The sequence below is a fragment of the Niastella koreensis GR20-10 genome (assembly GCF_000246855.1).
GTDB classification, from domain to species: domain Bacteria; phylum Bacteroidota; class Bacteroidia; order Chitinophagales; family Chitinophagaceae; genus Niastella; species Niastella koreensis.
Genome location: NC_016609.1, coordinates 6,299,645 through 6,315,692, shown reverse-complemented (window position 1 = coordinate 6,315,692; position 16,048 = coordinate 6,299,645). Strand labels below are relative to the sequence as shown.

The 16,048-nt window shown below is 47.4% G+C and carries 11 protein-coding genes; 5 read left to right on the top strand and 6 right to left on the bottom strand.

Annotated elements, in window-relative coordinates:
• Positions 1 to 167: 167 nt before the first annotated feature.
• On the bottom strand, positions 168 to 7,247 hold the full coding sequence (gene sov, locus NIAKO_RS24995) for a T9SS outer membrane translocon Sov/SprA (RefSeq protein ID WP_242675492.1): 7,080 nt from the start codon (positions 7,245 to 7,247) through the stop codon (positions 168 to 170).
• Positions 7,248 to 7,348: 101 nt separating this feature from the next.
• The gene (gene ruvA, locus NIAKO_RS24990; RefSeq protein ID WP_014221237.1) at positions 7,349 to 7,933 is read right to left on the bottom strand and encodes a Holliday junction branch migration protein RuvA; all 585 of its coding nucleotides are present in this window, start codon (positions 7,931 to 7,933) and stop codon (positions 7,349 to 7,351) included.
• 306 nt (positions 7,934 to 8,239) lie between these two features.
• Between ruvA and NIAKO_RS24985 the strand changes: the two genes are divergently transcribed.
• From NIAKO_RS24985 to NIAKO_RS24970, 5 genes are all read left to right on the top strand, one after another.
• Complete coding sequence (locus tag NIAKO_RS24985) at positions 8,240 to 9,229, top strand: beta-ketoacyl-ACP synthase III (protein WP_014221236.1); 990 nt, start codon at positions 8,240 to 8,242, stop codon at positions 9,227 to 9,229.
• Positions 9,230 to 9,321: 92 nt separating this feature from the next.
• Positions 9,322 to 9,459 carry a hypothetical protein gene (locus tag NIAKO_RS38720; RefSeq protein WP_155966938.1) on the top strand — a complete coding sequence of 46 codons (138 nt, stop codon included), beginning with the start codon at positions 9,322 to 9,324 and terminating at the stop codon, positions 9,457 to 9,459.
• Positions 9,460 to 9,475: 16 nt separating this feature from the next.
• The gene (locus NIAKO_RS24980; protein WP_041349308.1) at positions 9,476 to 11,179 is read left to right on the top strand and encodes an N-acyl-D-amino-acid deacylase family protein; all 1,704 of its coding nucleotides are present in this window, start codon (positions 9,476 to 9,478) and stop codon (positions 11,177 to 11,179) included.
• A 44-nt stretch (positions 11,180 to 11,223) separates the two neighbouring features.
• A complete protein-coding gene (locus tag NIAKO_RS24975; RefSeq protein WP_014221234.1) occupies positions 11,224 to 11,673 on the top strand; it encodes a GNAT family N-acetyltransferase in 450 nt (149 codons plus the stop codon).
• A 138-nt stretch (positions 11,674 to 11,811) separates the two neighbouring features.
• Positions 11,812 to 13,122: a S41 family peptidase gene (locus tag NIAKO_RS24970; RefSeq protein ID WP_014221233.1), complete on the top strand. Its 1,311-nt coding sequence runs from the start codon at positions 11,812 to 11,814 to the stop codon at positions 13,120 to 13,122.
• Positions 13,123 to 13,266: 144 nt separating this feature from the next.
• On the opposite strand, the gene fabD is transcribed toward NIAKO_RS24970, so the two are convergent.
• The 4 genes from fabD to NIAKO_RS24950 all read right to left on the bottom strand — a co-directional run bounded on the left by fabD (position 13,267) and on the right by NIAKO_RS24950 (position 15,911).
• The gene (fabD, locus tag NIAKO_RS24965; RefSeq protein WP_014221232.1) at positions 13,267 to 14,157 is read right to left on the bottom strand and encodes an ACP S-malonyltransferase; all 891 of its coding nucleotides are present in this window, start codon (positions 14,155 to 14,157) and stop codon (positions 13,267 to 13,269) included.
• Positions 14,158 to 14,377: 220 nt separating this feature from the next.
• Positions 14,378 to 14,974, bottom strand: coding sequence for a GTP cyclohydrolase I FolE (gene folE, locus NIAKO_RS24960; RefSeq protein WP_014221231.1), 597 nt, complete (start codon positions 14,972 to 14,974; stop codon positions 14,378 to 14,380).
• 46 nt (positions 14,975 to 15,020) lie between these two features.
• Entirely contained in the window at positions 15,021 to 15,434 is a 414-nt protein-coding gene (locus NIAKO_RS24955) for a 6-pyruvoyl trahydropterin synthase family protein (protein WP_014221230.1), read from the bottom strand.
• Between the two features lie 66 nt (positions 15,435 to 15,500).
• A complete protein-coding gene (locus tag NIAKO_RS24950) occupies positions 15,501 to 15,911 on the bottom strand; it encodes a 6-pyruvoyl trahydropterin synthase family protein (RefSeq protein WP_014221229.1) in 411 nt (136 codons plus the stop codon).
• Positions 15,912 to 16,048 lie beyond the last annotated feature (137 nt).

The window sequence follows — 16,048 nt, the reverse complement described above, 5'->3', positions numbered from 1 at the left end:
CGCGTGCTAATAAGCGACCTGGCATCGCCGGGATTTTCTTTGCCCTTTGCCTTTTCACCACTGCCCACTGAATCCCGATAGCTATCGGGAGCCAACTGCCTTTCTTTTCAGCCGCCTGCCATAAAAAGAAAAAGCCCCCGGTTTCCCGGAGGCCTCATCAAAATTACTTACTGCGCTAACGAGATCCTTAACTGCAACCCGCACCTGGTAGTGGTAATGGGCGGTGAAGTGGAGATCTTCGGTTCAACCCGTCGTTGCTCAAAATATAATTTCAAATTAACCCGGTTACTTATCACATAATCTACCGTCGGATTAATGGTGATTACTTTTTGTCCGTTGGTAGGTAAGCTCTGGTCCTGGTCTAACCGGCTGTTGGACGTGATGTCGTCGCGCAACCCAACATCCAGTCTGAAGCTGGCGTCGTTCTGCAGCGGCTTGCCTTTGAATTTGATCCAGGAGAAAGCACCGCGTTTTCTGTAACCGGCTCCAATGGTAAACTCGGTTGAACGGGCTTCACTGAGCTGGAAGTCGATCAAACTCAAACTCACCGTTCTTGACTTTTTATATTCAAACCGGGCCGTCAGTTGATTGGTGAATTGCATATCCACATCTATCAACGGTACAAACTGCTCGCTGATGGAGATGTTCGGCACCAGGAAGTAAGGCACATAGTTACCGGTAAGGGTATCAATAAACGAAGGATACGCCAGCCGGGCAGAATCCCGGTATAATAACGATGAGGTGAAGCTGTTCATACTCAGTGTACCGGTATATCCATGCGAAACGGTAAAGTTGGTAAAGATCTTCTCCATGCCCGGAATCCTTGTTAACCCGTTATAGGTAAGCCGCCAGTTGGGTCGTGGTAAAATGCCAGAGAACGGGTTCGACTTGATATTCGGGTTATCCTGTTTAATTGTCGGCGCCTTATCCGGCGAAGTGCCGGTATAAGCTGCTATAAAGGCGGGGATCAATACATCCTGCGCATAGCGGCCATAACCGGTGTAATACCCATCGGAAGTTTGCGTCTTATTAGAATAAGGGTTTGCCTCGGCCAGTTTCTTCGACAATATTACCCGGTAATCCTGGAAGTTCTGGAAAGTAGTGGTTATCTCATTTGGCTTTACCGGCGTGAACATGGTCTTTAGGGCAATATAACTTACACTAAAGCTACCGGAGGTGTACGGGTTTAACCGGGCAAAGTGCTGACCTGTGCCGGTAGTGTCTTTGTACAACTCACTGTACATTTTACCAAATGTTTTATCCAGCGTAAGGTCAATGGTTAAGTCCCTGACGGGAATAAGCGTGGCCGTTATATTCAGCTTCTGCTGGTAATCCTGCCGGTTCTGGTAGTTGAAATTCGAGTCGGCCGATAGCCAGCCCTTCTGCGCCATCATGTTCACAAAGTTGGTATCGGGCTGCTTACCGAAAATAAATCCAAGTCCCGGCGCCATCGACTTAAAGTTCATCCCCAGGATGTGCGTACTATCGGTATAACCATAAATGGTTGAGGTGGCGTTCTCCGAATATTGAATATTCATCCGTTTTATCATAGTGAGCAGGCGGCCACCAATTTTGGCAGCTCCGCTCAACTCCAATGGTCCATTTTTATCGCGTTTCTTTTTACCGGTTGAATCTGTTTTTTTATCACCCCCGCCCGGCGGTTTCGGCGCTGACGGAATATCTTCATCAAAGGCGCGTAGTAACCTCGATTTGGCGTACAACCGGGTAAAGTCCAGTTCGCCCGTCAGGTTCTTACTTTGCGTGTTTGACAGGGTGTTACCCAGTTCGCGGGCCAGCTGAGAGGCGGCCAGCCAATCGTAGGTAGCACTGTAGCCTGCACGAATGGTTGTCCAGTCAAGGAATGGCAGTTTGCTGGTAGGCAGTGTATACGATACCGTTGCTTTGTGGTTGTATTCGATAGTGCGGCCACCTTTCCAGAAGTTCTTCCACATGCGTTTCCGCTCAGCTTCATCCAGGCGTCCGCTGTCTTCATCAACCCATGCACGGTTCAGCGCGGTGAAGTCGAGGTTCAGCGAACGGGTAAAATCCCAGCGCAGGTTATACGTACGGTCAAACGTGAAGTACTTGTCGTATGTTTCTGGGATCAGGTTTTTGGGTGTACCAACGGCACGCGGACGATAGATCCCCATCTGGCGGTTAATATCTGCCCTGAACCCAAGCAGGGTAGGGAGTGGATTTATATTGAATTCTTTCACCGCAGCTACCCAGGGCGATTTTGTTTTAATCATACCCTTTACCGGTTCCCAGTATTTGGGGGTAGAGGTATAATTGTAACCCAATCCGGCCCGGTGCCGTACTACGGCGTTGTTATCGATAAGCGGGTTGTGCTGTTCTTCTTTGTAATATGAATAGCTTACGTCGAAGTTTTCGATGCTCCAGATCTTTTGTTTTTTGCCGGTGACATTCATCTTCTTCACGTTGGTGAAGTTGACTGTTTTAATGGTTTTTACATCGACGGCGTCGTTACGTATAGAGTCTCTTTGCGAAGGTGTGGCGCCATTTAGTTTATCCTTCAGTTTTATATCCAGGTCGTATGGATCGTATTCTGGGGTGGTCACCGTTTTCTGGTAGCTCGCGTATACCGGGATCGAGATCCCGGCTTTAGCCGGCAGCAGTTTGCCCAGTTCCAGGTTGGTGGCAACGTCCATTTGGGTGTAGGCTTCGCGTGAGCGTTCGTTCACCCGTTGTTCCAGCGTTCCCCAGCCGGCGGTTCTGGCGCTTGCGGAGATGTATACAGTGCCCAGGTCGGCGAGCTTTATGTCCAGGCGGCCCGTGGCTGCCCAGGCGCCATGCTCATCAAGGCCGCTTAACCGCAGCTCGTTAAACCAGATCTCGGTACAGGCTTCCAGGCGGTTAGGGTTCTGTACTCCAATAAAGAATGACCTTATTTCACCCAGGTTGGGGTTACCAAGGATTGCATACTGTTTACCATCGGCATCAATTTCCTGGTAGTATTTATAAGCGTTGGCAGTATTGCTGTTGCGTGATACTTTTAATTTGGTCAGCCTGTCGAGCGCCATATCCAGGTTATTGACCGCGGGCCATATCAGGTCATCATCAGTGGTACCCCAGGGCGTAATATTCAGGGGGATCTTTACTTCATAAAAGTTACTGATAAGGTCGTTACCCAAACGGATAATGGCATACAGCTCTCCGTTTTTAATGTCGCCTGCGCTTTTTACCGATTCGGCGTGTACGTACATCTGTAACTGCTTGTACTGGCGAAGGTCGAGGTTGATGGTTTTGAACACCCCTCTGGCATCGCCCTTGCCCAGGTTACAAACCTGTAAGCTCAGTGATTGTTCGTTCTGCAGCAGGTTTACGTTGTTGTTGCTTAATTGTTGCTGACGAACCACGCCCGGAGGCGTTTTATAGTTCACAGGGTATCGCGATGAATTTTCTTCCACATTCACGGCCAGTTGTTTTACCGTAGTGGGCGTATTGGCGGGAATGGGCACATAGGTATTGGCTGTATCCAGCTGGTAGTTGAACCCACGCCATTGGTTACGCACCAGTTCCAGTTTGGCAAAACGACACACTACTGAATCTTCAAAACCGGTCATGAACATCCGGATGAACCGGATTGACTTGAAGTCGGGGATGTTACCAATTTTTTTCTCGTATTGAGCTATAGGGATGCGGAACAGGTACCAGGTTTCGGTAGGGCTGCCGCTTGGGTGAACGACAATACTGTCCGTGATGAAGTTGGTTCCAACGTGAAAGCTATCCTTTTTCAGCTCAACTTTATACTGGAAATACTCTTCCAGTTCGTTCAGCGTGTTATCGCGGTTGAACTCTTCCTGGTCGGGATAGAGTGTAAAGGCGCTTACGAATTTATCGCCGCTGCCGGCAACGGGTGAGTTGCCCTGCGGGTTGTTGATATTTTTATAACGGATAAGAATACCATCGTTTGAACCGAATTTTGCATTCCGGTAGTTTACGTAGTCGTCGCTTGAAGGGTCATTTACCGCAGCATTATAAGCGTTGGCGCCAATGCTTTGTAATTGATTTAAGTAACCCTGGAATTTTACTTTCTCGGCATCATCTACCAGCCCGTCAAAACCGGCATCCTGCAGCGGACGGTCGCCCGGATCATTACTGAAGGCCTGTGTTACCTGGATGGGGTTGGCAGGTACCTTACCCCAAACAGTGGCTGAATCTTCGCGCGCAGTGGTAACGGCGCCGCTGATCCCGTTTTCAAAAAAGCGTTTGCCGTCCTTTAAAACGTCTTCCGAAATATTACCCAGGTTAAAATACAGTTCACCACCCGTGCTGTTGGGGTTCAGGATGTAAGGGTCCTGCAACCAGAACTCGATGAACTCTACGTTGCCGGTTTCAAAATCAACCTGGTCAAGTCCGCGCATGATACCACCCCAGCGTTTTTTTGGATTTAATAACCGGCCGTTGGCATCAACGCTACCCGGACGGGCATCGTAGTTATAAGGACCTTTTTCCGTAGGGTAGTAGGCCATATCGAAAGTAACCAGGCTTCCCTGTCCCAGGTCGGGTGTTTTTTGCGGGTAAATATCTTTCACGTTTACCGAACGAACACGCGGGTCGTTCAGTAACTGTTTGTTGATGGGGTTGTCGGGACTTGTTTTGTCCTGCAATACCGGTTCAATATTATAAAAGGCCAGCTTGGCGCGGTTGAAACCATAGTCCACGGTATCCCGCATAGTAGCTTCGGGGAACAGGCCGTTACCGGCGGGGGTTGATGAAATGCCCCAGCTCACCAATGGAAAACGCAGGTCAATGGCATTGCGCGCGCCTTCAAAGTCATCGATGAATACCTGGCTTTCACTGCCCTTACCAATTTGTGGCGGGTGACCCGGTTTCAGATAAGCCGCTTCACCATATGCAGTAACGGTACTCATTTCGGTGGTATGGTAAAAAGGCAGTTTATCTAACCAGCTGGTAAGGCGCGGTGCCTGCGTCATGTAGTTGAAGTCCACCCCGTACATCGTGTTACGAATGGGGTCTTCATTGTAACTGGTTTTGGTAAAGAAGGGACGTTCCCCCAACCGTACCAGCGAGGCGCCAATAGATAACTGCTCCCGGGCGGTTTGTTTGGCCATATAGTCGAGCCGCAATCCCATAAAGTTTCGCTGCTGAATGCCATACCCGGCATTGTTCTCAAACTGCACATTTACGGGCAGGCCTGCGTTCAGGATGGCCTGGTTAAGGATCTTCACCGTACCCAGGTTGTAGTCAACCGAATAATCCACGTTCTCCACAAGCACCTGTCCGCCGGCAGTTACACTTACCGAACCCTGCGGCACGTTAAAGGCGCCCAGTGAAATTTCAGAATTGCTCGATCCCTTGGCATAACCGCTGATCACATACCGGTCGAGGTTGGCATAGGTTTGCGCTATTGCCTTAATGGTATCGTAGAGTTGAAGGTATTCGTATTTGGCTTTTATGTCGGACGAACTGTTTCGGAAGGCTACGGAATCGAGGTCGCGCCCGAAGGGTTCCAGAAAGGGAAAGATGATGCGCGCCTGCTGCGATTGAATGGTAAAACCTTCCAGGTAGTCGAACACCCCATCGGGCAGGGGGTCGTTGTGCGCATTTAACCGGTCCAGGTTCAACAGGGTCAGCAAGGGCACCCCGGGTTGATCGCCTTCAGGTAAAAAGCGCTTCTGACCTAAACTTGGTTCTTCGTATAAAACGTTCAGTTTAAAATCTGCTGCCTGTACACCAGAGAGGTAGCTGCCATCTTTTGTTTTAAGGGTGTACACGTTTTTCATCATCAGGTCCCAGATGGGCAGGTTGGTACGTTGTGAAGTAGCTTTCAATAATTTCAGGAACAACACTTTTTGTGTACCGGCGCCGCTAACCGTGGTATCGGGTGGCACATCCTGCGAAAACTCCCCCACCTGGTAAACGTGACCGTTATAGGTGTACTGATAAGCCACGCCCAGTACCTCGTCTGGCTGCAATGGCTGGTTAACTGAGATATAACCTACCTGTGGGTTGAAGGTGAAATCGCTTGGTCCTAACTTCCGCGCAAATGTTTTTTCAAAGTCCTGTACCGGGCTCAACCCCATGGACTGCAACTTGCTGGTAATGGCCGATGAGTTGCGGCTGCTGGGGTCGTTTATGATCTGGCGGAAAAGTGGGTTGGCATCGTTGTTGGGCAGGGCATTCGGGTTGCCGGTGCCGGGCCGGTAGAAGGGATTGGGCTCCCCAAGGTCCATCAAACCAACCACATCTCTTGTTTCGGTAGTGGACCCGTTCCGGTTGGTTACCCAAACTTCCACGCGTAGTATCTGCACCTGCGAACTTACTATGGGCAACTTGGACATGGCTTTGTTGTAATTCTGGCGGAAGTACTGGGCTAACAGGAAGTGGCGGTTCTCCTCATAATCATCGGCCTTGAACTCAAAGTAGGTATTGGCCGATCCGCCCTGTAATCCCAGCGATTGTTTTTGCGATCGCTGGTTGGCGAGTACACCGGTGATGTACAGTTTCCCGAACTGCAGCTGGGTTTTTATCCCAAACAATTGCTGGGCGCCGGGGATCAGGGTTCCTTTTGATGAGAACGAAATATTACCAGCTTCTATCTTTTTTATGATCTCATCCTCGTTACCGGTATAGTCGAGTTTTAGCTGGTTGTCGAAATCGAAGTTGGCCAGGGTGTTGTAGCTGATGGGCAATTTCAGCTTGTCGCCGATATTACCGATTACACTAAGGTTGGCGTTCATGTCAAAATCGAATCCCCCGTTTCTGCGGGCCCGCTCGGGCAGGGCCGGGTTCTTGATATTCTGACCCTGATAACCGGCAATGATGTTCACCTCACCCTGGGGTTTGATCTCAATTTTGCCATTCCCGAAAATGCGATTGAACAGGTTATCTGTCATCGACATTTTAGGTTTCAGCATTTTGCGGTTGAGCGAATTGAGGATATCAGATCTTTTCTTAAAGTAATCGCTTTCCTGTTTACTGGCCATCAATTTCATGAACTCATCAAAAGTGAGGTAAGTGGGCTTCCGGTAATAGAAGTCGCCTATCTTTTCAATGATGTAGTACTGTTTTGTTTTGGGATCGTAAACTATGGAATCCTGGATGTTTGCCGGGTCTTTAAGGCCCAGGGATTTCCGCTGAGGAAAGGTAAAGTAGTCGCCCCGCCGGTCGTGCAGGGGATACTTCAGGGTGTCAGTAGCCGGGGTTTGCTTTCCGCTCGTATCCTGGAAAGGGGCATAGAAAGCCCTTGCGGTTGAACTCAAACCAACACAGGCAGCTATTAACACAATGGTTAATCGGTTTCTGTATAAGCGTAACAATCTTCTCTAAAGAATTAGTTAGGTAGAGTTCCAGTCCGATAGGCTTATATGGTTTTTAGAGCTTTCTTAATTATTTCCTCAACAGCACTGAGAGAAGGTTCCGCTTTTACAACGCGTTGTACTGCCTGTTCGGCCGAAGATCGGGCAATCCCCAGTGCAATCAGGGCATTTAACGCGTCCTGTTCCAGCGTATTGTTAATCAAAGGTGAAATATTTAGACCCGGTTTGGATTTGCTGAGTTTATCCTTCAGTTCCAATACGATACGTTCGGCCGACTTCTTCCCGATACCCTTAATTGACTCCAGTAATCTGGTATTTCCCTGCACAATAGCCGCCGACAGTTCTTCAGGTTTCAGGGAAGACAGCATCATGCGGGCGGTAGCTGCTCCCACGCCCGATACGCTTAAGAGCTGCTGGAATAACTCTTTTTCTGCCACATCGAAGAAGCCATAGAGGGTATGCGCATCTTCCTTAATGTGCAAGTGCGTATACAACAGTCCTTTGTCGAGCGACTGGATATGTGAATAGGTATTCAGACTTATATGAAGCTCGTAGCCCACGCCGTTGGCTTCGATGTGTACAACGGCTGGTGTTTTTAGAACAAACTGTCCTCTTACAAATGCGATCATAGAGCGAAAATAACGGATTCTGGTTGATAGTTTGTTGAATGTGCCGATTTCGTAATTCGGCTGGTTTTCATATAACTTTTAGTTAATGAGAACGTTATAGTAAGGTCAGAAATAATGCCAGAATCGGCGGTCTGCAGCAGGCAATCGGCAATGTACTAGCTGTAATCGACATTCCAAACGTTCAACCCTGAACTTTGAACTGTGAACTGAATAACTGGCTTTGCCCTATCTTTGCCAGCTTATTTACTCATTGATAGTGACTTTGTTCTTAAAAATAATTCAATATCAAACTTGTATAAAAGTAGCATGACGCAAAAAATTACTGCCGCCATCACAGCAGTTGGTGGTTTTGTTCCGGAAGACAAGCTGACTAATGCTGATTTAGAAAAAATAGTAGATACCAACGACGAATGGATCCGGAGCCGTACCGGGATTGAAGAAAGACGAATTTTGAAAGGACAGAAAGGAACTTCAGATCTCCTGACTCCTGCTGTTGAACAGATCCTGAAAAAAAGAGGCATAAGCCCCCTGGAAATTGACGCTCTGGTAGTGGGAACGGTTACCCCAGATATGATATTTCCTTCAACCGCTAACCTGGTATGCCATAAAGCCGGGCTGAAAAATGCCTGGGGCTTTGACCTGCTGGCAGCCTGCAGCGGCTTTTTGTATGCCCTTACTACCGGTGCTGCCCTTATTGAAAGCGGCCGTTATAAAAAAGTGATTGTGGCCGGTGGCGATAAAATGAGTTCCATTGTAGATTACAGCGATCGTACTACCTGCATCATCTTTGGCGATGGCGGAGCGGCTGTATTGCTGGAAGCCAATACCGAAGGGTATGGCGTACAGGACAGTATTCTCAGAAGCGATGGCGGCGGCTGTCCGCACCTGCACATGAAAGCAGGCGGATCACTACGCCCGGCTACTGCCGAAACAGTGGCCAACAAAGAACATTACATTTACCAGGAAGGACAGCCCGTTTTCAAGGCAGCCGTAAAAGGCATGGCAGATGTAAGCGCTGAACTGCTGGAAAGAAATAACCTCACCGGTGATGATATCGCCTGGCTGGTACCTCATCAGGCCAACAAACGCATCATCGATGCTACGGCCGACCGTATTGGGTTGAGCCACGATAAAGTAATGCTGAATATCCAACGCTATGGCAATACCACAGCCGGCACCATTCCGCTGTGTTTGTGGGACTGGGAAAGTCAACTGAAAAAAGGCGACAACATTGTGCTTGCGGCTTTTGGCGGGGGCTTTACCTGGGGCGCCACGCTGATTAAGTGGGGATATTAAAATATTGAATTTGAGTATTGAATGTTGAATGTAGAAGTAATTTTTACTTCTATATTCAACATTTTTCATTTGATATTCAATATTTTTAAACAATGGCTAACGAACAATATCCATATACAGGCTTTACCTCGCTGGCAAAACAGGCGTTACCTGTTACAAGTTACAGGTTGCATGGCCCTTATTACCGATTCGCTGTTTATGCCTTACCCCCTGAAACCTGGAACCTGTAACCTGCAACTTCACTATATGAAACACTACCCCTGGTTAACAGCACTATGCATAGTTATTATTGGTGAGTCCTGTAAACTATCAGAAGCCAATAAGTACGACCTTATTATCCGTAACGGCACCATCTACGATGGCAATGGCAAACAACCTTATACGGGCGATATAGCTGTTAATGCCGATACCATTGCGTTTATCGGTAACCTCAGTGACGCCCATTCGCGCCAGGTAATTGATGCAAAAGGCCTGGCCGTAGCGCCCGGTTTCATCAATATGCTTAGCTGGGCCAATGAATCATTGATCCAGGATGGCCGTTCACAAAGCGATATCAGGCAGGGCGTAACGCTGGAAGTGATGGGCGAGGGGGAAAGCATGGGCCCGCTGTCACCTGCCATGGCAAAAGAAATGGAACAGGCTCAAACCGCTGTCAAATACAAGGTTGCCTGGACAAGCCTGGGCGAATACCTGGAATTTTTACAACACAAAGGCGTTTCGTGCAACGTGGCCTCCTTTGTGGGCGCCACCACGCTTCGCCGTTATATAATAGGTGAAGATAACCGCGATCCTACTCCTGCCGAACTGGAAAGCATGCGGCAACTGGTGGCGCAGTCTATGAAGGAAGGCGCGCTGGGTGTTGGTTCTTCCCTTATATACCCGCCCGCCTTTTTTGCCAAAACCGATGAACTGGTGGCCCTGTGCGATGAAGCATCCCGCTATGGCGGTTCTTATATTTCCCATATCCGGAGTGAAGGCACGCAGTTGCACGAGGCCGTGGAAGAACTGATAACCATTGCCAAACGCGCACACATCCATGCCGAAATATATCACCTGAAAGCTGCAGGTAAAAGCAACTGGAGCAAAATGGACAGCGTGATCCGGCGTATTGAGCGGGCCCGCGCCGAAGGGGTGAATATTACGGCAGACATGTATAATTACCTGGCTGGCGGAACCGGGTTGGCCGCTACACTGCCGCCCACTTTACAGGATGGTGGCTTTGGAAAATTACGCGAGCGTTTGCAGGACCCCGCCATTCGCAAACAAACCATCCGCGATATGGTTACGCCTACAGATAAATGGGAGAACTTTTATGTAGCAGCCGGTTCACCCGATCAGATCCTGTTAGTAGGGTTCAGGCAGGACAGCCTGAAAAAATACACCGGCAAATCACTGGCTGCGATCGCCGCTATACGCCATACTTCACCGGAAGAAACGGTAATGGACCTGCTTGTGCAGGACAGCTCTAATATTGCATCCATTTATTTTTTAATGGATGAAGAGAACGTTAAGAAGGAACAACAACTGCCCTGGGTAAGTTTTGGTTCCGATGAAGGCTCCTACACACCCGATGGCGTTTTTCTGCAGTTTAATTGTCATCCCCGGGCGTATGGAAATGTAGCGCGGTTGCTGGGTAAATATGTGCGGGATGAAAAAGTGTTATCACTGGCAGAAGCCATTCGTAAACTGAGTAAGTTGCCGGCCACTAATTTACGTATTGAAAAACGGGGTGAACTGAAAGCCGGTAACTATGCCGATGTGGTTATTTTTGACCCGGCCGCCATCCAGGACCACGCCACGTACGACAAACCGCACCAGTTTGCCACCGGCATGGTGCATGTGCTGGTGAATGGGGTGCCTGTTTTAAAAGATGGCGAACACACCGGCGCCAAACCCGGCCGTTTTGTAAAAGGTCCCGGTTCCCAGTTACCGGTAACCGGCGACCGGTAACTGATAGTTAATTTGAAATAATTTATAATACTTACAAAACAAACATGGAAATAAGAATTCGTCATGCAGTAAAAGAAGATTGTGCCCGGTTACTGGAACTGATCCGCGAGTTGGCGGAATATGAAAAAGCACCGCAGGAGGTGACCGTTACCATGGAACATTTTGTGGAAAGTGGTTTTGGCAAACAGCCCGTTTGGTGGGCCCTGGTTGCCGAAGTTGACGGACAGGTAGAAGGTTTTGCTATGTATTACATCCGGTACAGCACCTGGAAGGGGCAGCGGATGTACCTGGAAGACCTGATCGTTACCGAGAAAATGCGGGGGCAGGGCCTGGGCAAAAAACTGTTCGATCAATTGATTGTGGAGGCAAAAGAAAAACAATTCAACGGAATAGTATGGCAGGTACTGGAATGGAACGAACCGGCCATTAATTTCTACAAAAAATACAAAGCGCATTTTGACCCCGAATGGATCAACTGCAGCATTCCGGTTTAAACTTTTTCCTTAATTATTTGTAACTTGTTAAAGTATTCTGATTAATATCCCTCCTATGATTTGTGAGTTACTTTCAATTTATATTTAAGTAAGAATTATTCCTGTTTAGGTCACATAGAAAAAGTTCAGTTTCATTTTATGAAAACGATCGTAGCAGGCGCTATCATAGCCGGGATTACACTGGCGAGCTGCAGAAAAAATCATGACGTAATTAGCAGTGAGGTCAAAGTTGATACCACTGTTAACTACGCACGTGATATTTATCTGTGGCATAACAACATTCCTGCTTCACTCGATCCCCACCTGTTCACGGATCCCAATGCAGTGATGGAAGGCATCAGGGCTTACAGCTCAGAGCCGGGGTTCAATCTGCCGGTTGACAGGTGGAGTTTCGCCATGCTGCAATCTGACTGGAACAAGCTGAGCACCGGTATTGGCGGTGACTTTGGGATGAACATTTTTTTCTATGCCGATGACGATCTGCGCGTATCGTATGTAGAACGGGAATCACCCTCGGGCAAAGCTGGCATCAAACGCAGCTGGCACATCAAACAAATCAACGGCGTTTCCAATTTTACGGTTGCCAATTCCAATGATATCATAAGGGCTGTATACCAAAGCCCTGCCGGCACATTTGTTTTTGGCCGCCCCAATAATACCGATACCACCATCACTTTAAAAGCTTCTTCTTACCGCGAACATCCGCTGTTGTTCGATTCTGTTTATAACAGCAATGGTAATAAAACCGGCTATTTTGTATTCAATTCTTTCCTGGGCGACACCATTGAGATCAGTAATGAATTTGAACGCATCTTTAATAAGTTCGGCAGTGAGCATGTGCAGGATGTTGTAGTTGACCTGCGTTATAACGGCGGTGGTTATGTGTCTGTACAGAACCTGCTGGCCAATTACCTGGTGCCTGCAGCTGGTAACAACCAGATAATGCTTACCGAAGAGTTTAACGACAAATACATTGCGTACAATACCACGGAGAATTTTGCAAAAAAGGGCAGCCTCAATCTCAGCCGGCTTTTCTTTATAGTAAGCCAGAACACGGCATCGGCCAGTGAGCTGTTGATAAACAGTTTAAAGCCGTATCTGGATGTAGAACTGGTTGGCCCCACCCATACCCATGGCAAACCGGTTGGTTTTTACCCTATACCGGTATTTGACTGGTATATTTTCCCGGTGTCGTTCCGTACAGTAAATAAACTGGGCGAGGGAAATTATTTCAACGGGTTAGCCCTTGACCACCAGGTGGTTGACGGCCTCGATAAGGACTGGGGCGATGGCAGCGAAGAGTGTTTGAACGCGGTGTTGCATTTTATCAGCAGCGGTTCTTACGCCCGCATGGCTGTTACCCCGCAACAACGCCTCGGTTTAACCGAAGAAGTGTTGTTTAGTAATGCGGCGCTGGGAAAAACTAAGTTTAAAGGGATGCTCCGATAAGGCCTCAAGGCAACAAGTTAAATACAATTATAAATACAAAAGTGGATCATCTGTTATAGGTGATCCACTTTTGTTTGTTTAGGGGGTAACTATCTGTCAGGCTGTTACTCGTTGCCTCGATGGCGGTTGCCTCGTTGCCTTCTTCTAGCTTACGCCATCAGTAGTAACTTTTTTGTCGATCTTTCCGATCAAACCTTGTAATACTTTACCAGGACCGCATTCAGTGAAATGGTCGCCCCCATCAGTGATCATGGTTTTAATGCTTTGGGTCCATTTAACCGCGCTGGTGAGCTGATCGATCAGGTTTTGTTTAATATCTTCTTTATTGCCTACTGCTTTCGCCACAACGTTTTGATAAACAGGACAATTAGGATGATAGAAGGTGATTGCTTCAATTGCTTTCGACAATTCGGCTTTAGCTGGCTCCATTAAAGGGGAGTGGAAAGCGCCGCTTACTGGCAATACCAGGGCGCGTTTAGCGCCGGCAGCCTTCAGGCGTTCAATAGCCACTTCAATACCTTTAATGCTTCCGCTTATAACCAACTGTCCGGGGCAATTATAATTAGCCGGTACTACCACTTCATCGGTTTCTTCCTGAACCAGGGCGCAAATTTCTTCTACTTTGGCATCATCGAGACCCAGAACGGCCGCCATGGTGGAAGGATTTGACTCGCAGGCTATTTGCATGGCCTGTGCCCGGATGCTTACTAATTTTAATCCATCTTCAAAGCTCAGAACGCCATTAGCCACTAATGCTGAAAACTCACCCAGTGAATGGCCTGCCACCATTTCGGGGCGGGCATTATCAATACTTTTAAAGGCTATAACAGAATGAAGAAAAATGGCGGGCTGTGTTACCCTGGTTTGTTTCAGATCTTCTTCAGTGCCGTTAAACATGATATCGGAAATACGAAACCCCACGATCTCATTCGCCTGTTCAAATAATCTTTTCGCAAAAGCGCTGTTTTCATAATGGTCTTTTCCCATCCCCGGAAACTGGGAGCCCTGTCCCGGGAACACAAACGCATGTGTCATAATGTAAAAAGGGGTTTAAAAAACAAAAATGCCACAAAGGTTTTAACTATCCAAAAAAGAAGTCGGAAGTGGGGTAAGAAATGATATATACAAATTTAGATGTTATCTTTTTGAAGATTCCCAAAAAAGGAATGGCTGAGGGGATATATAAAAGCAGGTTGAAAGAGTTAACAGGTTGACAAGTTAACCTATTAACCCGTCAACCTGTTAACTTGTAAAATCAATGCAATCTGCTGGATATTAACTTGGTAAACTCGCTACGGGTCTCGTTCTTCTCAAACTCACCCCAGAAAGCCGATGTTGTGGTAACTGAATTTTGTTTTTGCACCCCGCGCATCATCATACAAAGGTGTTTGGCTTCAATAACCACGGCCACGCCCAGTGGATTCAAAGTTTCTTTAATGGCATCCAGTATTTGGGTGGTAAGGCGTTCCTGTACCTGTAAACGGCGGGCGTATACATCAACCACCCGGGCCAGTTTGCTAAGACCGGTAATATATCCATTAGGAATATAGGCAATATGTGCTTTGCCGAAGAAGGGCAGCATATGATGCTCGCACATACTGTACAACTCAATATCTTTTACCAGGATCATTTCACTGACAGGTTCTTTAAACTTGGCTGAATTTAAAATAGCCCTGGCATCCTGATCGTAACCCTGCATCATGTACTGCATGGCTTTGGCAACGCGTTCCGGTGTTTTCTCCAACCCTTCCCGTTGCGGATCCTCGCCCAGCAGTTTCAGTGATTCGGAGTAGTGGTGAATAAGCCCCGGCATTATTTTCTCGTCGTATTGTTCTATTTTTTTAAAGCCCATTTCCGATGGTTTAGATTATTTATGCTTAATGTTGGGAAGCAAAGCGTTATGCCGGATACTCTACAAAATTTCTTTCCGTTTCATATAAACGTACCTGCAGATCGAACTGGGGGGCTATTTGCGCACGCAACAAATCATAGATCACCACACAAATATTTTCAGCCGTTGGATTCAGTGTTTTAAAATACACTGTATCGAGGTTAAGGTTCTTATGGTCAAATTGTTCAAGCACATGGTCCCTGATAAGGTCGCTTAATATTTTCATGTCCATCACATAACCGGTTTCGGGATCAGGTACCCCGGTAACTTTTACCACTACTTCATAATTGTGGCCATGAAAATTGGGATTATTACATTTACCAAACACCGCATCATTCTTCGCCATATCCCACGCAGGGTTGTATAAGCGGTGGGCCGCATTAAAATGTTCCTTTCGGTAAACTGCCACTTTTTTGCTCATGTTATTCAAAATACAAAGTAAATATGCTTTTTGTTTGCCAATTGTCGCCTGTGCGACATATACGCTCTATTCACCAAAATACTCCACAAAAATGCGGGGTGTTTCGTACAGTTTAATGCCATGCAATTGCACCCCTGCAGGTAATTGCGGTAGCAGCTGTTTCCAGATAGCGATAGCCAGGTTTTCGGTTGAGCAAAGCTGGTCCTTCATAAACGGCACATCCATATTCAGGTTCTTATGATCTAATTGCTCAATAACATATTGATTAATAATCTTGCTCAATGCCTTTACATCACACACAAAACCCGTATCGGGGTTAGGCCGGCCTTTTACGGTCACATACAATTCGTAGTTATGACCATGCCAGTGTTCATTGGCACATTTTCCAAAAACCAGCTCATTCTGCTCTTTGCTCCAGTTGGGGTTATACAATTTATGAGCAGCATTAAAATGCTCAACACGAGTCAGATACACCATTGTTGTCGTGAAAATTTGCCGCAAAGGTACAATTTAGCAGGGACAAGATACAAGGTTCAGGGTACCGGGCACAAAGCTCTCCGGATAAGGGTTGGGATTTAAAGGACAGAACCGGGAATTTATGTTACAGGCTCCGG